Raw genomic sequence first — 20,461 nt, 5'->3', positions numbered from 1 at the left:
CGATCGCCAGGGCTAGCGGCCGAAGCGGCGCGAGCGCTGCGAATAGTCACGCAAGGCGCGCAGGAAATCCACCCGGCGGAATGCGGGCCAATAGGTGTCCGTGAACCAGATCTCCGAGTAAGCGGCCTGCCACAGCAGAAAGCCGGACAGCCTCTGCTCGCCGGAGGTACGAATGACGAGATCGGGGTCAGGCAAACCCTTGGTATAAAGGTTGCCCGTAATGGCCTCCGCCGTCACGTTGTCCGCAATTTCCTCAGCGCTCAACCCCTTGCGGGCTTCGCCGCGAATGAAACTCTGCACGGCGTCCACAATTTCCTGGCGCCCACCATAACCAACCGCGATGTTGACGATGACTCCCTGGTGCTCCTCCGTGGCCTCAGCCGCGCTTTGCATCTTGGCCGTGACCTGTTCAGGGAGCAGATCTAGGTGCCCAACGAGCCGGATCTGGCAATCCAAGTCCCCTTGGGAGAGGTGCGTAACGACATCCGAGATGATGTCGAAGAGCAGCTGCACCTCCTGCTCGCTGCGCTTCAGGTTCTCCGTCGAGAGCAGGTAGATAGTGACAACCTCGATGTCGGTGCCTTGGCACCAAGAGATCATCTCGCTGATCTTCCGCGCGCCCTGCCGATGGCCGTGGCTGATATCCGTAAATCCAGCCTCGCGCGCCCAGCGGCGGTTGCCATCAGCCATGATTGCCACGTGGCGTGGTTGCGGCTTGTTCTTGATTTCACGTGTCAGACGCGCTTCGTACAGGGGGTACAGGAGCTGGCTTAGGAACTTCACGGTGGGAATCGTCCTCTACCTTAAAAGATGGACTTCTTGCTGTTATCGAGGATGCCGGCTTCCTTCATTGCCGAATCGATCGCCTCATCATTGAACGGATCGATGCCGTGATCCTGCGCAAACATGGTTCGACGACGGAAGCGCGAATAGCGGCGGTGAAAATTCCAGCCTGCAAAAAGGACAGCAACACCCATCAGGGCGAGGATGAGCAGACCAATAGGCGAAGCCTTACCAAACTCCGGTCCAACCGGCCCGCTTTGGCTTCCTTGGGCGAGCAGGGCGACGTCGTGCGCTGCGAGGTAGAAAGCGTTCATGCTTTAAGACTCCCCTACTTCTGGAATTCCCGCAAATAAATCATCTTCCGGCAGTGCAGTAGAAACGCGAGTTTTGGCCAACTCGAATTCCTCCGTGGGCCAGTGCTCCTGCTGTACGGACACGGGCGTGGCTAGGAAGGCACCGGCTGGATCAATTTGGGTTGCGTGCGCACGGAGCGCATCCTCACGATTCTGGAAGTAATCCGCGCATTCGACCTGTGTGGTTACCCGCGCCATGATGTCTCCGAACGTCGTATCCCAGCGAGCCAGCATCGGCTCATATGGGCTGATCTTGCCTTCCTCCAGAAGAAGATCATGGAAGACCTTCATCCTTTGGTATACGAAGCCATGCGTGTAGTACAGCTTCTGCGGCTCCCACGGCTTACCCAATTCTGGGTGGTATGCCGCGTCACCTGCGTTTTCCCACGCCAGCATGGACGCGCGGTACACCATGAGGTGATCCGGGTGTGGATAGCCGCCGTTCTCGTCGTAGGTAATAATGACGTGGGGCCGGAACTCACGGATGATTTCAACTAGCTCTTGGGCTACGTCATCATCTTCCTTAAGCGCAAAGCAGCCCTCAGGTAGTAATTCCTTGATATTGGGCGCGAGCGGGTTACCAGGAAGGCCCGAATCAATGTGCCCAAGCCAGCGGTGTTGCACGCCCAAGGCGGCGGCTGCTTTCGCCATTTCCTCACGGCGAATGCTGCCCATATTCTCAAGGACACCGGGGCGATCCATGGCCGGGTTGATAATATCTCCCCTCTCGCCACCGGTGCAGGTCACGACGAGGACTTCCGCCCCCTCCGCGGCATATTTTGCGGTCGTCGCAGCACCCTTCGAGGACTCATCGTCAGGGTGCGCGTGGATAGCCAAAAGGCGCTTCGTGCTCACTGGGTGATACATCTCCCTACATCGTCCCTACATCGCCTCATTAATACAGAGGCATTAAACAGAGGCCTAGTCTAGTGGATAGTTTCTTCGCGGCGACTGTTGGATAGAATCAGACTCATGTCTGACGCCCAACCTGCTTCTCAACCCGCACGCTCGCAATCCCGCTACGGTTCTTCCTCTCAGTCCATTCGCGCAAAAGGCTCATGGACCAACCGGGCGCTGGTGCTGGTATTCCTGGCTATGCTGATTGCGGCCATTGTCTACGGCGTTCAGTATTTCCGCAGCCAGCAAAAGGTCAACGCAGATATCTCCTACGTCACCCACGAGATCCTGTCTGATGACACAGCGCGCGTGTGGGTAGACATCACCCGCAACCGCGTGGAAGAACCCGCATACTGCATTGTCCAGGCCTTCGACTACTCCAAGGCTGAGGTGGGGCGCCGCGAGGTCGCCGTGCCTGCTGGCGGTGACTCCGCTCAACGCATCGCAGTGGATATCCCCACCAACCACAGAGCCGTCGCCGGTGGCGCCTACGGTTGCTCCGGAAGCATCCCGTCCTATTTGGACACCAGCACGATGGATACAGCGGGTGAGGCTACCGGCGAGTAAAAGCCCAGCTGTGCTAGTATGTTGAGCGTTCTGAATGGGCCGCGCCACCTGCGCTTTCTGGCCCATCCAATGAGAAATAGACCCGTTCATTAGGAACCGTAAACGGAAGGTTGCACTATGGCTGAGCAGCAGAAGCAGTACATTACCCCGGAAACCAAGGCCAAGCTCGAGGCCGAGCTGCAGGCCCTCATCGACCACCGCCCGGTCGTCGCCGCGGAGATTAATGAGCGCCGTGAGGAAGGTGACCTCAAGGAGAACGCGGGTTACGACGCAGCCCGTGAGATGCAGGACCAGGAAGAGGCCCGCATCAAGCAGATCTCCGAGGTTCTGGCGAACTCCACCACCGAGCGCACCGCCGTCCAGGAGGGTGTTGCCCACATCGGTTCCGTTGTGCACGTGTACTACAACGGCGACGAGGAGGACCGCGAGACCTTCCTCATCGGTACCCGCGCCGCTGCTTCCGATAACAAGGACTTGGAGACCTACTCCGAGCAGTCCCCGCTGGGCGCTGCACTCCTGGGTGCTGCTGAGGGCGAGACCCGCGAGTACACGGCGCCGAATGGCAAGACCTTGTCGGTCACCGTGGTCTCTGCGGCGCCTTATGATTCCGCAAAGGCCGCAACTCCGCGCAAGTCCTAATTTATACTGCTCTTAGGTCATCGTTTTTCCGAGAAAGAGTTTTAACCCATGAAGAAGTTCACTCGTTTCGCTGCCGCTGGTTTGGTTTTCTCCGCTGGCCTCACCCTCGCTGCCTGCCACCCTCCGAACCAACAGGATTCCTCTGAGAAGGTTGACACCGGCGCTTCCTTTGCCGGTGAGGCTCCCGGCGCAGGTGCAGCCGCCCCCTCCGAGGCTGCGGCTGAGTCCGAAGCAGCCACTGAGTCCGAAGCCGTTGCTGCAACCGAGGTTGCTCCGGCTGAATACACCACTGCTCCGGTTCAGCAGTAGGTTCAACGGCAACTGACAATGAAGCGGCGTCCCGATAGTTGGGGCGCCGCTTTTAGCTTTCTGGGGTCCACCGTCTTTTTCTACTTTGCCTCCCGGACCCAATCCCCGATAACCCCTGGCAGTACTGCGGGTGCTTCGCCGAGTAGATCACGGCGGTTGGGGTCGCGTTCTACTTGAGTCGTGACGGACTTGACCCGCCTTTCGCCTTCGCCGCCGCGTGCCATGCCACCCATCATGGGCATCATGCGCATCCCCGCACCGCGGGCACTGCCGACGCCCTGCCTCGCACTACCCGCTCCGCCCGGGGCTCCCAGGACACCACCAGCGCCACCAGCGTTGCCGACGCCCCCGGAACCTCCCGTACTGATGGCACCACCTCCGACGAGGCCGCCTCCGCTTAGCGACGTCCGCCCTTCCCTCTGTTGTCCAGTTCCCGTTACGGCCCCAGGAAGGCCTCCTAATACCGGATGCGTTCCGGTCTGCGGCCCACCGAATGAAGCGCCCGCGCCTCCGAACCCCGCTGCGTTTGTCGTTGGATTCGCCGACATTTCCGGCAAGCGACCGCTGTGGCCTGCCACGCCTCCGGGAAGCTTGTTCCCACGGCCATCAGCAAGACCGATGGCTCCCAATCCCTGGCCTACAGCGCCGCTGCCTAGACCTCCGAGCCCGTTTACACCAGCTGGCATGTTTGCCGCTCCGCTGGTAGCTGCCAACGATCCTGGCGCTCCTCCCCGAACGGGATCAAGGGCGCTCAAGCCTGCGTTGGCAGCCGAGGTATTCACCTCGCCTGCATTGATCGGCGCTAATGCGTCTCCGAAACCAAGCTCGCTGAGGATGCTGCGCCCACGATTGTGTAGCTCATTGTGAAAGCGCGCGATATCGTCAGCCCCCATCCCCACGCTTTCCAGACCTTGGATGTGGCCGTCCGCAACGCCAAAGGAGCCTGGGCCCATGGTGCCGTTTTCTATCGCTTCGGCTATTGGCTTCGGCCATGTGACTCCATCGGTGTTGTAGCGATTTCCGTCGCCCATGACTGCCCCAAAGTGGGTACTGGTGTCTCCGCCGCCGCTGGGCGGCGCTGCGTCCATAAGCGCATGCTGATACGGCATAGCGGAAATCACTTGCTGCTGAAGGACGCCCTGCATATAGACCAAGGCTGCTTGTTCAGCGGCTTGACGCGTAGCAGGCTCTGGGATTGCCGCCACCTCAAAGGCCAAGGCAATGGCTTCCGGCTGAACATTCATCAGCTGCGCTTGGAAGCCGAACAGCTTCTGTTGCATGACGCTCGCATTGGCAATGAAGTGTGTACCCGCCTGCGCAACTTCACGAATCTTCTGCGCTGCGCGTGTGGTGGCTTCACTGTCGTTCTCGGCTTCCAAAGACGCGGCCGAGTTTTCAAGACCCGCAACGATTTCTGCGACTTCCCCACTCAAAGCGCCCCACCGCGCATTCGCTTCCGACACATCCCAGAAGCGCGTGCTAAACAGATTCGATGCTAAGCCCATGATGGAAGCACCGGTGTCCACGATCGGGATGGTAAACCCAAACGGGCTGTATCCCGGGTCTGGTTGCGACACGATCGGCATCGATACCGCCCCGCCTCCCCCACCAGCGTCAGCGACATCCAACCCCCGACTCGTAAGCTCATCCTGTGATTCGAAGCTTGCCAGCTCAGTTTTTAGTGTGTCTGCCAACCAGGAAAGCTGCCTATTAAAGCCTTCGAGTGAATGCTGCGCAGAGCCAGGATCATGTGTAAGTACTCTCTCGTGGATACCCCCGACATCCTTTATCCCCAATACCGGAGAGAATCCGCTGTTAAGCGGAGAATGGGCTCCATCCGCAACACCTCTAAGCCGCTCAGATAGTCCCCTGATTTCAGACAATTGATTGAAAAGATTTGACAAGTTTATTTGCATTTGTGCCCCCTATTTAAGTAGCAAACGTATAAAGAATTCTTTCCCCGATCACGCAGCGCTCGTCCTTCTGAGTGCTACCAAAACCAGAAGATTCAACTATCAGCGTTCCCTTGGTGGTCTCTAGATATAAAGTGCAAAACAGTCGACCAAAATCAGGGTCATCTAGGGCAACTACCGGAAGTTGCTCACCTTCATAAACCCTTTGCCCCCCGTATTGCGTTTCCAGTTCCTGAAGTGCCATATCCGTCACGCCGAGACCAATGAATCCAGTTTCCCCCACAGCATTTTCAATCTCAAACCCACAGTGGGAAAAACCTGATTCGCGAACACTTGACTCCAAACGCGTAGAAAGGCCTGCTTCCCTTAGCTTTCTTTCCGGAATCCCTACACACGGATCAAACACCTGAAATCCAGGCACTGTCCGGTCAAACTCCCCTAGCGGTGGAAGTACCCCACCGCCTGCACGAGACTGCTCACTTTGAGCTTGAGACTCTCGCCCCGTCGTGGCGGTGGCATCAGCGACCCCCGAGTCCACTGAGCCACCGCCGGCTTTCATGTCAGGAGAATTGCGAAAGTCCCCCGCGTTACTACCATTGCCACGAACACTGAGGCCGAGCGGTGACGCGCAGTTTGACAGCACCCCGATACAAACCGCCATCATCACAAGGCCCCCGATTCGCTTCATGGTGTCCCTTCAACTAACTTTCCTGACCGTTAGAAGCCCCTCCCTTGAGCTTTAAACTCCGAGCGACTTCTGCGACCAGAATGCACGAGAAAGAACAAGAAGTCGCGCCGGTGCCAAATTAGTCATTTTCTATATGCAAATTTATTGTAACTATTCGATCGCACTAATAGAACTATCCGTTAATAATAGCTGGTCGTAGCCTGCATGGAGCTTGGGTACCCGCCGTGAACTACATGTGTCTTGCCTGCCGATTATAACCAATTGGGGGTACCCGAATTACAACACTGTCAATTTTTGGGGTGTCGTTTTTCCTCAATTAAGAAGCAATCTTGCCCGCTTTGCCGCACGCCGCTTAGAGCATCGCATCCTTGGGAAACATGAGAAACCCAATTCTGTCGGCATGGTCGCGTAAAGCTCAGGGCTAGGCACGGAAACAGGTGCTTGCCGATGCAGTTGCCTTCATTTCCAGCGGACGGCTCACGGAGCCTGTTAACAGCAAGACAAAGACTCCCCCACCCAAGAAATCGAACATTTCGCCCACAAGAACCGAACAGGACCTCAGATTTGCAACCATAACTACCCCCGCAGTCATCCACGTCACCCGCCTTGAGGTACTCGCCACCTATACCGCAATTGGTACGCAAATAGATATTTGCGAAGGGAAATCCTGTTCTAACTGTTGCAATCTGTATTAGCTCGCGCCAGTCAATGCCAAGATCCCGCCCGCACCTAACGGGCGCTATACCCCTGCTCCAAAAGAGATGCGCCACGCACACAAAGAAACCGGCGGCCAGCAACCACAAAGCTTGTGGTGCCAGCCGCCGGTTTCGCAGAAGCGGTATGAGACTAATTAGTCCCTGAAGTAGCTCAGCAGACGAAGAATCTCCGTGTACAGCCAGACCAAGGTCACGGCCAAACCAAGAGCGATACCCCAGGCATATTGCGCCGGGGCACCCTGGCGAATCAGGCGGTCTGCCTGGTCGAAGTCTGTCATAAAGGACAAGGACGCCAGAACAATGCAGACGAGGGAGAAGATGATGGAAAGCATGCCACCATCACGTAGCGGATTAAAGCCGAAGAAAATAGCGCCCAGCATGTTACCCAGAGCCAACACGGCCACGCCGGCGATGAGGCCGAACATGATCTTGTTGAACTTCGGGGTGACCTTTACCGCACCGGTCTTGTAGACCATCAGCATGCCGATAAAGACACCTACGGTACCCATGATTGCTTGGCCAATAAGTGCCATGCCATCGGAATTGCCGAAGGATACGCCGGCAAACATGAGGGAGAATCCGCCCACAAAGAGGCCTTCAAACACGGCATAGATCAACGTGACGGCTGCAGAACCAAACTTCTTGCCAAACGTTGAGACAAGAACAGTAATGAAACCGCCGAGCGCACCAACCAGAGTAAGAATCATCGCGATGCCTGGGTTAATCAACTCACCAACAGCAAAGTTGAGCACGGCCATGACAATGATGACGCCAAGAGTAATGCCAGTCTTGGTCACGACATCATCAACAGTCAGCGGCCGATCGGCGCTGCGATTCTCCTGAACAAATGGATTATCGCTCTGACCGTAGGGATTTCCACCCTGGGTCTGACTTTGGCTGGACGAGAGGGAACTCATGACGGGGTTGCTAGAACGCACGCGAATCCCGATTCCTTTCACAGTCTTTCTCTAAAAAGCGGCCCCTAGGGCCGCCTTATTTGTCGTTTCATCAAGATCAACGCTCCCCACTGCTAGGAAGTTCCCAAAAATCTCAAAATTCGCAAAATTGTCCACGCCTAACAGGAATGCGTCGACAAGCACTGCGCTTGCCGGCGCCCCTGTTGCCGCAAACTATGAAGAGGAGCGCTGGGAAGCGTTCCCTACCTTCACCCGTTAAATTCAGCGTTTCCGCTGGTCATGGTGCCCCCACTGGGACTCGAACCCAGACTGAATCGATTTTAAGTCGACTGCCTCTGCCGATTGGGCTATGGGGGCCAAACCGTGCCCACTCATCTTAGGGCACGGGTAGGCATGGACTGAAAATAGGGTCGGCTTCTGCGCAACTCTTTTGGTTTGAGTTCGCTAACTGGCAGCGAGGCCGCTGATAATACCGTCGAGGATGTCCTTCTCACTGATGAAGAAGGAACGGGCTTCACTGTTGCGCTCAATCATCGTCATGATGCCCTCGATGGCCACGCATCCACCACCGATGACATCTGCGCGCCCGGGGTGGATGACGGGGTTGAGAGCGCGCACATCCGAAGGCAATCCAATCATCTGTCGGGTGAGCACCCGCAGCGCATCGAAGCGAAGCTCGGAACCGTGGATGGAGTCGGCATCGTAACGCTCCATCCCCTGGGCAAGCGCCGAAAGAGTCGTAAACGTACCGGCACAGCCAACGAAGGTGAGGGCTTTGTCGATAGGAACGATCTTCTCCACTTCGGCCATGCGCTCAGCAACATAATCGCTAGCAATCTCAATCTCGGCCTCCGTGGGAGGATCGGTGCGCATGATGCGCTCGGTAAGCCGCACGCACCCCATCTGAGCAGAGTGCGAGCCGAGGATCTCGCCGTCGATTGTCCCCACGACGAACTCTGTCGAACCACCGCCCAAATCGATGACGCAATACGGACCCTCCTCAGAGTGCAGGTCCCCCACCGCACCGGTAAAGGACAGCAGTGCCTCTTCCTCACCGGAAATTACCTCCGCGCGAGCCCCCGGCTGGATTTCACCGAGAAGCTCTTCGGTCATGTTGAAAAACTCGCGGTGGTTCTTTGCATCACGAGTGGCCGAGGTGGCGACCATGCGCACGCGCTCGACCTTTTCAAACTTCATTTGTTTGACGTAGCCTTCGAGCGCTACGCGAGTCCGCGCAAGAGCTTCAGGATCAAACTCACCGGTAGCATCGACGCCCTGGCCAAGGCGAACGATCTCCATCGTGCGGGTGATATCCCGGATCTTGCCATCCTCCTGAACCTCGCTGATGAGCAGGCGAATGGAGTTGGTTCCGCAGTCGACAGCAGCGACGCGAGTCATAGGGCTAGCCTTTCTTTTAACCGGCGTTAGAAAAATCGAACTGGGTCATGTCGATGCCCAGGTCCCCCACGGTGGGCCAATCCTCAGGGATGGCGCTTCCCCGGAGTTTACCGTGCTCCGCAGCCATCGCGACGGCCTCGGTGCCAAAGCGCACACGGCCCGGTCCCTCAGCTAAGGCATAAGCGATGAGAACGTGGAGGCACTTCACGCGCTCTGGCATGCCGCCACCTGAAAACTCAGTGCCCAGGTCTTCCATGGCGTTACGGGTTTCCAGGTAATGTTCGTGCGCCGCCTGGTAATCCTGCTGCAGGTCCTCTTCTTGGGCGAGGCGCTGCTCCATCCACTTCATGACATGGGCAACCTCAAGGCGCGATGCTTCGGCAGTCAGGCGCGGGTCGGTGAGGTAGTAAAGGGTGGGAAACGGGGTGCCGTCGGGAAGCTTGGGTGCGGTTTTAATCACCGCTGGGGCTCCGTCCGGGGTGCGGTAAGCAATGTCCACGACGCCGCGCGGGGTGCGGCCCAACTGTTCGCGGACGACTTCAAGGTCAGCATCGGTCACGGTCATAGGAACCATTGTGACATGGAGATATGGATGAGTCCTATTCAGCAGGTGTTTCCGGTAGGTTTTCCGCATCTTCCGATACTGAATCCCACAGCACCGTGTACCACTCGCGGTCGTCGGCATCCTCACGACGCTCTGAGGTCACCGTGTCACCAGAGTCCATGCGCGGATCCATGATGCGAAAGGCCATCTCACCTTCATCCATGACACCGAAGCGGCGGCGCGCCTCCTCCTTGACGTATTCCTCGGATCGGTACTTGTCAATCTCCGTGAGGAGGTCATCCTTCTGTGCTTGCTTGGCGACGATTGAGCTTTCCAGCCGCGCAATCTCCGATTGGCCGTGGTAGTAGTTTCGCAGCGGAACGGCAATGGATAGCAGTACCACGAGAACAACAGCGATAATCACACCGATCCCGAGGATGTCTAGCCCCTTGGCCTGCACCGGTGCTTTCTTCCGTTTAGCTCGCTGCTCATCGCGGGCACGCGTGCGAACCGGAACGGTGTTCCGGCGTTTCGTGCGGGGAGAAGTAGTGCATGCCATCGGAAAGCCATTGTATCCCGGACCGGCCCAGGTGCTGTGCGGCGCGCGACGTGTCCCAGAAATAACATGCGCCTCAGAAGTTTTGGGCTGGGCCTGTTCGGGGCCGGACAACAGGAAAGGTGCCACGATCAAAACGACTAAAAGGTGCCACAGTTACTGTGGCACCTTATTCTTTCACCAGTAGTTCAGCGAGTGGTCTGTGCAGACCACTGCTAGAAACCGGAGTTGAGTCCTAGCCCTGGAAGCGCGGGAATGCGGAGCGGCCGGCGTAAACTGCGGCGTCACCCAGTTCCTGCTCAATGCGCAGCAGCTGGTTGTACTTGGCAACGCGCTCAGAACGGGCCGGAGCACCGGTCTTGATCTGGCCGCAGTTCAGAGCAACGGCGAGATCAGCAATGGTGGTGTCCTCGGTCTCACCGGAGCGGTGGGACATCATGGTGCGGTAGCCATTGCGGTGAGCCAGCTCAACGGCGTCGAAGGTCTCGGTCAGGGTACCGATCTGGTTAACCTTCACCAGCAGAGCGTTGGCGGCCTTCTTCTCAATGCCCTCCTTCAGGCGAGCCGGGTTGGTGACGAAGAAGTCATCGCCGACAATCTGCACCTTGTCACCGATAGCTGCGGTGAGCTTGGTGTAGCCCTCCCAGTCATCTTCCTGCAGCGGGTCCTCGATGGACACGATCGGGTAGTTGGCGATGAGGTCCTCGTAGACCTTGGCCATCTCCTCAGCGGTGTGCTCGCCGCCCTCGAAGTGGTACTTGCCGTCCTTGAAGAACTCGGAAGATGCAACGTCGAGAGCCAGGGCGACATCCTTGCCCGGCTTAAAGCCGGCCTTCTCGATGGCCTCAACGATGAGGTCCAGAGCTGCCTTGGTGGACTCAGCCTCCGGAGCGAATCCGCCCTCGTCACCCAGGCCGGTGGACAGGCCCTTGGACTTAATAACGGCCTTCAGTGCGTGGTAGACCTGTGCGCCCATGCGCAGGGCCTCGCTGAAGGACTCGGCACCGATCGGGGCGATCATGAACTCCTGAACGTCAACGCCGGAGTCAGCGTGGGCACCACCGTTGACGATGTTCATCATCGGAACGGGCAGGACATGAGCGTTCGGGCCGCCAATGTAGCGGTAGAGCGGAAGGCCAGCAGACTCGGCAGCGGCCTTGGCGGCTGCGATGGACACGCCCAGGATGGCGTTGGCGCCGAGGCGGGACTTGTTATCCGTGCCGTCCAGCTTGATCAGGGCCTGGTCGATGAGACGCTGGTCATCGGCCTCGAAGCCGGCAAGTTCATCAGCGATCTCTTCGTTGACGTTCTCAACAGCCTTCAGAACGCCCTTGCCCAAGTAGCGGTCACCACCGTCACGCAACTCGTGAGCCTCGTGAACACCGGTGGAAGCGCCAGACGGAACGCCGGCGACACCGCGTGCACCATCGTCGAGGAATACTTCAGCCTCAACGGTGGGGTTGCCGCGGGAATCAAGAATTTCGCGTGCCATTACGTGGATGATGTCAGCCATGCTGCTTTCACTCCTATAGAGCCAAATTGATCTTGGGTTCGTGTTCTGGGAGGGGCTCCCAAACCACCTGGGGACAATTGTTCCAGAAAACTTCGGAACGTGTCGGGCGGAAACGGACAACGTGACATAGATCTAGAAAGAGGCTAGGACACGGCAGGCTGTTCAATGGCGTAGGAATTTGCGGCTGCTGCGACTTTGCCCAGGTAGTCCTCAGATTGGTTGTAGTTGAGGACGGCCGAACGCCATCCCTCTGGCGTGGAAAGATCCCTATCTCCGTGACACAGCAGTGCGGCAGCACCCAACGCGGCATCGTCGATTTGATTGGGATCAGCAACGCCATCGCCGTTGGCATCTCGGCCTAGATGCTCCCACGAAGAAGCGATGAATTGCATGGGGCCAACCGCCCGATCAAACTCGACATCGCCGTCAATGGCGCCGCCATCGCTATCAGGAACCAAAGTGGTGTTGTTAGTTCCGTCGAGAGGAATGCCCACAATGGGCGGGTCGGGATAACCATTCTCATCAAGGGAGGAACGGTCGAAGAGGCTTCCATTATAGGTCCCGTGACGAGTTTCTACCCAGCCGATACCGGCGAGGGTATTCCAGCGCAGATTACAGTTCGGCCAGGATTGCCGCGCGATCAGCTCGGCGTTGCCGTAGGCCCGCAATGCCTGGGCGGGGATACTGGTGGCGTCGGCAAGCTGGTCGGACCACCACGTCAGCTTGTCCGCCGTGCGCCCCGGCCCGTCGACATCAATAGCGGGCACCTCTGCCCCGCCCACGGGTGGAAGTTCCTCTGGGACGGGGGAAAGCTGCCGGAACGGGGATGGTTTATCCAGGAAGGAAAGACTCCAGGCCACCAAGGAAATGATCAGAATGATGGCCAAGACAATGCCGAGGCCACAGCCCCCGATCCTCCTAAGCCCCTGCGTCATAAAGGTGAATACTACAGCCCGTTGCAGGAAGGGGGTCGAGCGACACAGAGGGCGCCACGAGGCGACCGTATAGGCAAGACCTACGACAATCGCGGAACAAAAGTTATGTCCAAATGTTCCCATGCGTAACATTCTGCGCTACACTGCAGCGTTGAACAGAGAGCCGAGGCCCTGCTGGTGCTCCACGTTCTATCACTGTCCGTTCTAGAAACGTGCCTTTCTCTTAGCCAAGGAGTTCCATGTCCATCCGTCGTATCCTCGCTACTGCTTCCGCCGTTGTCGCCCTCGGCGCAATCACCCCCGCCACCGCTTCTGCCGCTTCCCTGACTGAGCTGGGCGGCTTCCTCTCCCAGGGCATCCAGTCCGCTGATTGCAACACCCTGCGTAGCACCCTGACGCTGATTGATCAGAGCACCGAGGGTGAGTTGCTTACTCCGAACACCACCCGCAACCAGCTGTCCAAGAACCTCACCGCACTGGGCAACTCTGAGGAACTCGGCCCGCTGGCCTTGGCCGCCGTGAAGTACTCCGGCCAGACCGCCGACCGCGCCCTCGAGTGCAAGATCGTCAAGGAAGACACTCTCGCAACCGGCGGTACCGGCCTATCCTCCACGATCGCTGACTACGCTCCCCTGCTGTCCTCGATGATTCAGAAGGGCTAGTTCTTTTCTCGGGCCTTACCCTCGGCCCACAGGCGCTCCTGCTCCTCTACCCCCACGACGTCCTCCGTGCCGTCGAAAAGGTAGGGCGCGCGGGAGCGCATTTTGTTGACGAAGGACATCGCAACATCGTCGAGAGTAAAAGCCCCACGGCGTGCCGCGATCTCGGCGTGAAAGAGGACCTGTAAGAAGACATCGCCCAATTCCTTAAGCAACTCGGAATCAGTGGCACGCTCCCGCACCGCCTGGGCGAATTCCGCCGACTCTTCTTCTAGATACGGCAGCAAAGTTTCGTGGGTTTGATCGCGCTCCCACTCCCCGATGCGCCGCGCACGCGACATCACCTCACGTGCCTTCCACATCGGTTCCTCAAGGGAGGGGGCGAGGATGAGGTCCGCATCAGCGTCGATAAGCGCGCGCACCTGCGGGTGTGATGGATCTGTGCTCACCACAACACCATGGCCTTCCGGATCCTCACCGCACAACAGTGAATCAAAGTCCCAGCGCACCTTCACCGGAACTTCATCAGTGAAAACAACAGGGCCCTGCAGTTTCCCAACGGCCTCCATAGGGATTAACGTGGGCCAGCGCGGATCTAACAACAGGACAGTCATAAGCAACGAGTATAGGTCCCCAGTTCTTTGAACTTTCGCTGCAGTTGCACAAACGCCCGCCTGAAGGGGTATTTTTAACCAATGACCACTTCCAATCTCACCGAATCGCCGCGCACGCACTCTGTGACGTTGTGGACGCTCATCGCGCTCATCATCGGTTCCACGGTGGGCGCCGGAATCTTCTCTCTTCCGCAGAACATCGCCTCCGTGGCCGGCCCTGGCGCCATGCTCATCGGCTGGCTCATCGCCGGCGTGGGCATGCTCTCTGTCGCCTTCGTTTTTCAAATTCTCGCGCACCGCAAGCCGCACCTCGACTCCGGTGTGTACTCCTACGTCCGCGCCGGCTTAGGTGACTTTATTGGCTTTACGTCCGGCTGGGGCTACTGGCTAGGATCTGTGATGGCGCAGGTAGGCTACGCCACCCTGTTCTTCAACACCATTGGCCACTACGTGCCTTTCTTTGACGCCGACCACCGCTGGGTCTCCGCCATCGCCGTATCGGTGTTGTCCTGGGGAATCTTTGCTGTGCTGGCGCGCGGAATTAAGCAGGCGGCGATCATGAACATGGTGACGTCCATCGCCAAGATCGTCCCCATCCTCGCCTTCATCGTCATCCTCGCTTTCGTAGGCTTTAGCTGGGACAAATTCACTCTTGACTTCTGGGGCGAGGCCTCCGATAAGTCCCTCTTCGAGCAGATTCAGGGCATCATGCTCTTTACCGTGTGGGTCTTCATCGGCGTGGAGGGCGCATCCGTGTACTCCAAGCAGGCGCGCACGCGTGCCGACGTCGGCCGCGCTACCGTCATCGGCTTCATCAGCGTTCTGGCGTTGCTGGTATCCGTGTCCACGCTGAGCTTCGGCGTGCTTACCCAGGAAGAGCTCGCAGCGCTGCCGGATAACTCGATGGCGTCCGTGCTCACCGCGGCCGTAGGCGAATGGGGCGGCGCTCTCATTTCCCTCGGCCTGTGCCTCTCCGTGCTCGGCGCCTACGTGTCCTGGCAGATGCTGTGCGCGGAACCGATTGTCATGATGGCTGTCGATGGTCTTCTCCCCCGCAAGATCGGCACCGTGAACATCGCCGGTGCGCCGTGGGTAGCGCAGCTGATTTCTACGCTGACGATTCAGCTCTTCGTTATCGTCTTCTTCCTCAACGAAACTTCTTATAACGCCATGGTGCAGCTGGCCACCATCATGTACCTGCTGCCCTACATCTTCTCTTCCCTTTACCTGGTCCTCTTGGCCGTGCGCGGCAAGGGGCTGACTCACCCACATGCAGGGGTGCGCTTCGATATTTCAGGTCCGGAGGTGAGCCGCCGAGAGAATCGCCGCCACCTCTGCATCGGCCTCGTCGCCTTCATCTATTCCCTGTGGCTCATCTATGCCGCCGACCCGGTTTATGTTCTTCTCGGCGCGCTAGCCGTGGTCCCCAGCATGATTCCTTATGTGGCCACCCGCCTGTACAAGAAAGAGCGCGTGTTCAACACCTTCGAATGGTTCGTGGTAGCGCTGGTAGTTATCGGCGCGGTTGCCGCGGTGTGGGGCTTGAGCACGGGCCGCTTGGCGCTCTAGAAAACCTCGGGCGCCGTGCGGCGCGATAGCACCGCATAGGCGATGCAGCTTGCTATCCACAACACGTGGCCGATAGCGCTGACGATGAGGAAGAGGCCACCAGTCATAGAGGCCGCTTCCTCGTTGCCAAACCACCACGTCGGAACGGTGGCTGGTCCGACGTCCCCAAAATCCGGCAGGTTGGCGTTTCCCACGATAAAGCCGATGAACACTAAGGCCAGCGACACCCACGCCCACGCCAGCTTGCTCGTGTAATCACCGCGGATGAACAGCGGGAGTAAACCAAGCAGCACCCAGATGCCAACCAGGATTACCCCGAACATCATCAACATGAAGGTGAGCCAACCGCCGTTCTCACCGCTGAACTTGATCACCAGTGAGACGGGGATGCTGAGCAGCGAGGCAGCCATCCACACCGCCACTAAAACGATTCTGGGATTGGACCGAGAAATTCCGGCGGCGGTGCTGGCGTCCATTATTTTTCTCCTACACTAATGACATTCTTCTTAGTCTTAGCACCGCTGACGTCGACGCGCTCAAGTTCGAACATCGAGGCCAAGAAGTCCGCCATCCACTGCAAGAGTTCGATGTCCCGCAATTTCGGGTCGGTGACATTGCGGCCTGCCTTGGGGAAGTTGAGCTGGATGGCCTTGGCAGCTGCACGGTAGTTGGAGCCCGGGAAGAGGCGCTTGAGGCGTACCTGCTTGGAATCCGCCAGCTCCACCGGATGGACCTTGATGCGCGTGCCTTGCACCGTAATATCGCTGACCCCGGCCCGGCGGGCCTGGTGGCGCAGACGAGCCACGGCGAGCAGGCGCTCGACCGGCTCCGGAATGGGCCCGTAGCGGTCCTGCATCTCCTCCACCACATGAGCCAGGTCCGCGTTGTCCTTGGAGGCCGCCAGCTTGCGGTAGACCTCCAAGCGCAAGCGCTCGGAGTTGATATAGGACTCCGGAATATGGGCATCCACCGGCAGGTCGATGCGGATTTCCTTCGGGCCCTCGTCCGTGACCACGGGGGTCTCACCGCGGGCGAGAGCCTTGAAGGTCTCCACTGCCTCACCGACAAGGCGCACATAGAGGTCAAAGCCCACACCGGCGATGTGGCCGGATTGCTCTGCGCCCAGCACGTTTCCGGCACCGCGCATCTCAAGGTCCTTCATGGCCACGGCCATACCGGCGCCCAGATCGTTGTTTTGGGCGATGGTGGCCAGGCGGTCATAGGAAGTTTCCGTCAGCGTGGCGCCCTTCGGGTACAGGAAGTAGGCATAGCCGCGCTCGCGGGAGCGGCCCACGCGCCCGCGCAGCTGGTGCAGCTGGGACAGGCCCATGTGGTGCGCGTTCTCCACGATGAGGGTATTCGCATTAGCAATATCCAGGCCGGTTTCCACGATCGTGGTACACACCAGGACGTCGAATTCGCGGTCCCAGAAACCTTGGACGGTGCGCTCAAGGACGTCCTCGTTCATCTGGCCGTGTGCCACGACGATACGCGCTTCTGGCACCAGGTCCCGCAGCTCGCGGGCCTTCTTTTCGATATCCGCAACCTTGTTGTGGATGAAGAAGACTTGACCGTCGCGCAGCAGCTCACGGCGGATGGCCGCGGCCACCTGCTTATCCTCATACGCGCCCACATAGGTCAGGACCGGGTGGCGGTCCTCCGGCGGAGTCAGGATGGTGGACATCTCGCGGATGCCCGCCATGGACATCTCCAAGGTGCGTGGAATCGGCGTCGCGGACATGGTGAGCACGTCCACGCTGGCTTTGAGCGCCTTGATGTGCTCCTTGTGCTCGACACCAAAACGTTGCTCCTCATCCACCACGATGAGGCCCAAGTTCTTCCACTGCACACCTGTCTGCAGCAGGCGGTGGGTACCGATTACGATGTCCACGGAACCATCCGCCAAACCAGCCAGAATCTCCTTGGATTCCTTGGCCGAGGTAAAGCGCGAAAGCACCTCGATATCCACCGGGAAGCCCTGCATGCGCTCGCGGAAAGTATCGGTGTGCTGCTGGGCCAGCAAAGTGGTGGGCACGAGGACCGCGACCTGCTTGCCGTCTTGCACGGCCTTGAAGGCTGCGCGCACCGCCACCTCGGTCTTGCCATAACCCACATCGCCGACGACCACGCGGTCCATCGGCACCGTGGATTCCATATCCTGCTTGACGGCATCGATGGCCAGCATTTGGTCCTCGGTCTCGACGAAGGGGAAATTATCCTCCATCTCCGCCTGCCACGGGGTATCGGGACCAAATTGGTGACCGGGCGCGGCCTGGCGCTTGGCATAAAGCTCCACCAGCTCACCGGCGATCTCGCGCACCGCGGCACGCGCCTTCTTCTTGGTGTTTTTCCAGTCCGAGCCGCCCATCTTGGACAACGTCGGCGTCTCACCGCCGGTGTATTTGCTCAGCAAATCCAGCGAATCCATGGGGACCCACAGCTGGTCAGCCGGCTGGCCGCGCTTGGAGGCGGCATACTCCAACACAATGTATTCGCGGCGCGAAGTCTCGTCACCGGATTGAACGGTGCGCTCGGCCATCTTGAGGAACTTGCCGATGCCATGGGTCTCATGCACCACGTAGTCCCCCTGCTTGAGTGCGAGGGGATCCACGCGGTTACGGCGCTTTGCTGGGCGACGCTTCGCCCCCGCAATATCGCCCACACGGTTACCCGTCAGGTCAGTTTCCGTGATGACGACCAGCGGCAGTGCCTCAGCGTCCTTGAGCTTGCGCACCTTCGGGAACACCAGACCAGCATGGGACAAGGCCTGGTAGAGCGTGACCTCGCCGGGACTCGGCTCCCAGCCAGGTGTGGCCACCTTCGTGGGGATACCCTTCTCCGCAAAGCGCTCCACCATGCGCTTGATAGCGCCTTGCGCAGGGGCAATGAAGGCGGCACGCCCGCCGGCTGTCGTGTGCGCCAGAAGCTGCGCCATCATGGCATCAATCTCTGGGATATCACCGCGCGGAGTTGGTCCGGGCTCAAAGTCCAGCGGCAAGGTCTCTGATTCAGCCGCCGCAAACATCCCCGGTGGGGCGAAAGTCCACAACGGGGCCTCGATATTCCGGCACGTCGCCTCCAAGGACTCATAGGAGCGGTAACTCGACGCCGAGGTATCCAAGCCCTCAGCAGCCAACGGACCATCCGCACCCATTGCGGCGGCCTCCCAGCCAGCAGCCAAGAACTCCGCATCGGTGGATTCCAGATCCGCAATTCGCGTGCGGATCTTTTCCGGCGCCACGAGCAGCACGTGTGTGCCCGGGGCAAGCAGTTCGGGGAGGGTGACGAAGGGGGCGTCGGCAAGCACGGCCAGCACGGCTTCCATACCTTCAGCCGGGATGTGCTCCCCCACCTTGGTCAGAAGCTCCGCCAGCGCTGCGTTGCCCCCAAACTTCTGCGCCAGCTCGCGGGCCCGCGCGGCGACCTCATTGGTGATCGGCAGCTCGCGGGCGGGATAGATAGCGACCTCTCCCACCTCGATCTCGGGGATGGCACGCTGGTCAGCCACGGAGAACTGACGGATATCCGTAATCTCATCGCCCCAGAACTCCACGCGCACCGGGTAATCCGAGGTTGTCGGGAAGACATCAAGAATGCCGCCGCGCGTGGCGTACTCACCGCGCTTGGCCACCATGTCCACGTGCTTGTAAGCACGAAACTCCAGCTCCGACAGGATATGCGCGAGCTCGTGCTCGTCCTCTTCCTTCAGGAAAATGGGTGCGCGGCCCTCCACCTTGCTCAGGATGGGCTGGCAGTACCCTCGGGCGGAGGTCACCACGACCTGGGCTTTGCCCGCCCCCACGAGGTCAAGCACACGCGCGCGCTTGCCGACGATATCCGGGGCCGGCGACAGCCTCTCATGCGGAAGCGTCTCCCAGGCCGGGAAGTAGGCGACCTTATCCCCCAGCATGGCCGTCAGCTCCGCGGTGAGGTCCTCTGCCTCGCGCCCGGAGGCAGTCACCACCAGCACCGGTGCGTGGTGCGCCAAGGTACCGATAGCCCAGGGGCGGGCCTGGTCGATGCCAGTAATGTGCAATGAGGCTTCTCCCACTTGGGAGGCGAGGCCCTTAAATTTCGGATCTGAGGCGGCTACCTTTAAAAGCCCACCCAGCATCGGCGTTGCCACCTACTTAGCTCCCTTCAACTTCGGTGCTGCTTCCATGCCGGAAAGACCATTCCAGCACAGATTAACGATGTGCGCGGCAACTGTTTCACGCGAAGGCTCACGCTCATCCAGCCACCACTGGGCCGTGGTGGCCACCATGCCGACGAGCGCCTGGCCGTAGAGCACCGCCAGCTCTGGGTCGAGCCCGCGGTGTTCAAAGGCCTCACCGAGGATGTGCGCGATCTGATTAACTGCTGCATTCAACAACGTGGAGAAACTACGCTCATCCCCTGGCTTGGAATCGCGCACGAGGATCAAGAAACCATCGGTTTCCTCCTCCACGTAGGTCAGCAGGGCGACGACCCCCTGCTCAATGCGCTCGCGCCAAGAACCCGTCTGTAGCGATTCCGTCACGACCTTTTCCAAAGCCACGAGCTCGCGGTCAATGACGACGGCATAGAGGCCTTCCTTGCCGCCGAAGTGCTCGTAGACCACCGGTTTGGACACTCCGGCGCGTGCCGCGATGTCCTCCACGCTGGCGCCATCGAAACCGCGCTCTGCGAAGGCCGCACGGCCAATGGAGATCAACTGCTCACGGCGCTCACGCCCGGTCATCCTTTGTCGAACCATGCCTACTACTGTATCTCCCCCACTGGGCATGGCCCGCACCAGCTAAAAGTAGCCCACTAGCACGGCGATAAAGAAGGTTGGCCACCTGTTTAGGTCTGATACACACCCGTCAGGTAACATGTCCCCCAGCGCTCATAATATGAGCGCGTTTCCCCA

At 59.2% G+C, this 20,461-nt stretch carries 20 protein-coding genes and 1 tRNA gene; 5 read left to right on the top strand and 16 right to left on the bottom strand.

The annotated features are described in order from the left end of the window. Positions 1 to 12: 12 nt before the first annotated feature. The 3 genes from ACUY3D_RS00745 to mca are packed head-to-tail and all read right to left on the bottom strand — an operon-like array spanning position 13 to position 1,991. Positions 13 to 783 carry an isoprenyl transferase gene (locus tag ACUY3D_RS00745; protein WP_144014534.1) on the bottom strand — a complete coding sequence of 257 codons (771 nt, stop codon included), beginning with the start codon at positions 781 to 783 and terminating at the stop codon, positions 13 to 15. Positions 784 to 803: 20 nt separating this feature from the next. Continuing rightward, positions 804 to 1,097 (bottom strand): hypothetical protein, encoded by a 294-nt coding sequence (locus tag ACUY3D_RS00740; protein ID WP_070523946.1) that lies wholly within the window; start codon positions 1,095 to 1,097, stop codon positions 804 to 806. Between the two features lie 3 nt (positions 1,098 to 1,100). Further along, a complete protein-coding gene (mca, locus tag ACUY3D_RS00735) occupies positions 1,101 to 1,991 on the bottom strand; it encodes a mycothiol conjugate amidase Mca (protein WP_269948492.1) in 891 nt (296 codons plus the stop codon). A gap of 117 nt (positions 1,992 to 2,108) precedes the next feature. Here mca and ACUY3D_RS00730 point away from each other — a divergent pair, with 117 nt between their 5' ends. The 3 genes from ACUY3D_RS00730 (at position 2,109) to ACUY3D_RS00720 (ending at position 3,548) form a co-directional block, all read left to right on the top strand. Further along, positions 2,109 to 2,600 carry a DUF4307 domain-containing protein gene (locus ACUY3D_RS00730; protein ID WP_269948491.1) on the top strand — a complete coding sequence of 164 codons (492 nt, stop codon included), beginning with the start codon at positions 2,109 to 2,111 and terminating at the stop codon, positions 2,598 to 2,600. 117 nt (positions 2,601 to 2,717) lie between these two features. Then, complete coding sequence (gene greA, locus ACUY3D_RS00725; RefSeq protein ID WP_010187368.1) at positions 2,718 to 3,239, top strand: transcription elongation factor GreA; 522 nt, start codon at positions 2,718 to 2,720, stop codon at positions 3,237 to 3,239. A gap of 48 nt (positions 3,240 to 3,287) precedes the next feature. Continuing rightward, positions 3,288 to 3,548, top strand: coding sequence for a hypothetical protein (locus ACUY3D_RS00720; RefSeq protein WP_070523942.1), 261 nt, complete (start codon positions 3,288 to 3,290; stop codon positions 3,546 to 3,548). A gap of 80 nt (positions 3,549 to 3,628) precedes the next feature. On the opposite strand, the gene ACUY3D_RS00715 is transcribed toward ACUY3D_RS00720, so the two are convergent. The 9 genes from ACUY3D_RS00715 to ACUY3D_RS00675 all read right to left on the bottom strand — a co-directional run bounded on the left by ACUY3D_RS00715 (position 3,629) and on the right by ACUY3D_RS00675 (position 12,728). Continuing rightward, entirely contained in the window at positions 3,629 to 5,134 is a 1,506-nt protein-coding gene (locus ACUY3D_RS00715) for a hypothetical protein (protein WP_070524015.1), read from the bottom strand. 343 nt (positions 5,135 to 5,477) lie between these two features. Beyond that, entirely contained in the window at positions 5,478 to 6,149 is a 672-nt protein-coding gene (locus tag ACUY3D_RS00710) for a hypothetical protein (RefSeq protein ID WP_269948490.1), read from the bottom strand. Positions 6,150 to 6,999: 850 nt separating this feature from the next. Beyond that, positions 7,000 to 7,803, bottom strand: a complete 804-nt coding sequence (locus ACUY3D_RS00705; protein WP_070686428.1) for a Bax inhibitor-1/YccA family protein — start codon at positions 7,801 to 7,803, stop codon at positions 7,000 to 7,002. A 259-nt stretch (positions 7,804 to 8,062) separates the two neighbouring features. Then, positions 8,063 to 8,139 (bottom strand) — tRNA-Leu (locus ACUY3D_RS00700). Between the two features lie 87 nt (positions 8,140 to 8,226). Then, complete coding sequence (locus ACUY3D_RS00695) at positions 8,227 to 9,180, bottom strand: Ppx/GppA phosphatase family protein (protein ID WP_070562543.1); 954 nt, start codon at positions 9,178 to 9,180, stop codon at positions 8,227 to 8,229. 16 nt (positions 9,181 to 9,196) lie between these two features. Beyond that, positions 9,197 to 9,745, bottom strand: a complete 549-nt coding sequence (locus tag ACUY3D_RS00690; protein ID WP_070623740.1) for a DUF501 domain-containing protein — start codon at positions 9,743 to 9,745, stop codon at positions 9,197 to 9,199. Positions 9,746 to 9,779: 34 nt separating this feature from the next. Next, positions 9,780 to 10,283: a septum formation initiator family protein gene (locus ACUY3D_RS00685; RefSeq protein WP_269948489.1), complete on the bottom strand. Its 504-nt coding sequence runs from the start codon at positions 10,281 to 10,283 to the stop codon at positions 9,780 to 9,782. Positions 10,284 to 10,515: 232 nt separating this feature from the next. Next, entirely contained in the window at positions 10,516 to 11,793 is a 1,278-nt protein-coding gene (eno, locus tag ACUY3D_RS00680) for a phosphopyruvate hydratase (protein WP_143335642.1), read from the bottom strand. A gap of 143 nt (positions 11,794 to 11,936) precedes the next feature. Further along, complete coding sequence (locus ACUY3D_RS00675; RefSeq protein WP_070520897.1) at positions 11,937 to 12,728, bottom strand: lysozyme family protein; 792 nt, start codon at positions 12,726 to 12,728, stop codon at positions 11,937 to 11,939. 239 nt (positions 12,729 to 12,967) lie between these two features. Between ACUY3D_RS00675 and ACUY3D_RS00670 the strand changes: the two genes are divergently transcribed. Next, positions 12,968 to 13,390, top strand: coding sequence for a hypothetical protein (locus ACUY3D_RS00670; protein WP_070520896.1), 423 nt, complete (start codon positions 12,968 to 12,970; stop codon positions 13,388 to 13,390). On the opposite strand, the gene ACUY3D_RS00665 is transcribed toward ACUY3D_RS00670, so the two are convergent. After that, on the bottom strand, positions 13,387 to 14,001 hold the full coding sequence (locus tag ACUY3D_RS00665; protein ID WP_070530561.1) for a MazG nucleotide pyrophosphohydrolase domain-containing protein: 615 nt from the start codon (positions 13,999 to 14,001) through the stop codon (positions 13,387 to 13,389). The genes ACUY3D_RS00670 and ACUY3D_RS00665 overlap by 4 nt on opposite strands. Before the next feature lie 81 nt (positions 14,002 to 14,082). On the opposite strand from ACUY3D_RS00665, the gene ACUY3D_RS00660 reads away from it, so the two are divergent. Next, on the top strand, positions 14,083 to 15,570 hold the full coding sequence (locus ACUY3D_RS00660; protein WP_193629077.1) for an amino acid permease: 1,488 nt from the start codon (positions 14,083 to 14,085) through the stop codon (positions 15,568 to 15,570). Here the strand turns inward: ACUY3D_RS00660 and ACUY3D_RS00655 are convergent. Genes ACUY3D_RS00655 through ACUY3D_RS00645 form a run of 3 tightly spaced genes read right to left on the bottom strand, consistent with a single transcriptional unit; the run spans position 15,567 to position 20,305 of the window. Then, positions 15,567 to 16,046 carry a hypothetical protein gene (locus ACUY3D_RS00655; protein WP_269948488.1) on the bottom strand — a complete coding sequence of 160 codons (480 nt, stop codon included), beginning with the start codon at positions 16,044 to 16,046 and terminating at the stop codon, positions 15,567 to 15,569. The two genes, ACUY3D_RS00660 and ACUY3D_RS00655, sit on opposite strands and share 4 nt — an antisense overlap. Continuing rightward, positions 16,046 to 19,684, bottom strand: coding sequence for a transcription-repair coupling factor (gene mfd, locus ACUY3D_RS00650; RefSeq protein WP_448240203.1), 3,639 nt, complete (start codon positions 19,682 to 19,684; stop codon positions 16,046 to 16,048). The genes ACUY3D_RS00655 and mfd overlap by 1 nt, the downstream gene beginning before the upstream one ends. A gap of 12 nt (positions 19,685 to 19,696) precedes the next feature. Beyond that, the gene (locus ACUY3D_RS00645; RefSeq protein ID WP_070520882.1) at positions 19,697 to 20,305 is read right to left on the bottom strand and encodes a TetR/AcrR family transcriptional regulator; all 609 of its coding nucleotides are present in this window, start codon (positions 20,303 to 20,305) and stop codon (positions 19,697 to 19,699) included. Positions 20,306 to 20,461 lie beyond the last annotated feature (156 nt).

The organism is Corynebacterium guaraldiae (genome assembly GCF_053480195.1).
The sequence above is the reverse complement of the archived record's forward strand: the minus strand, read 5'-3'. Positions and strand labels throughout refer to the sequence as shown.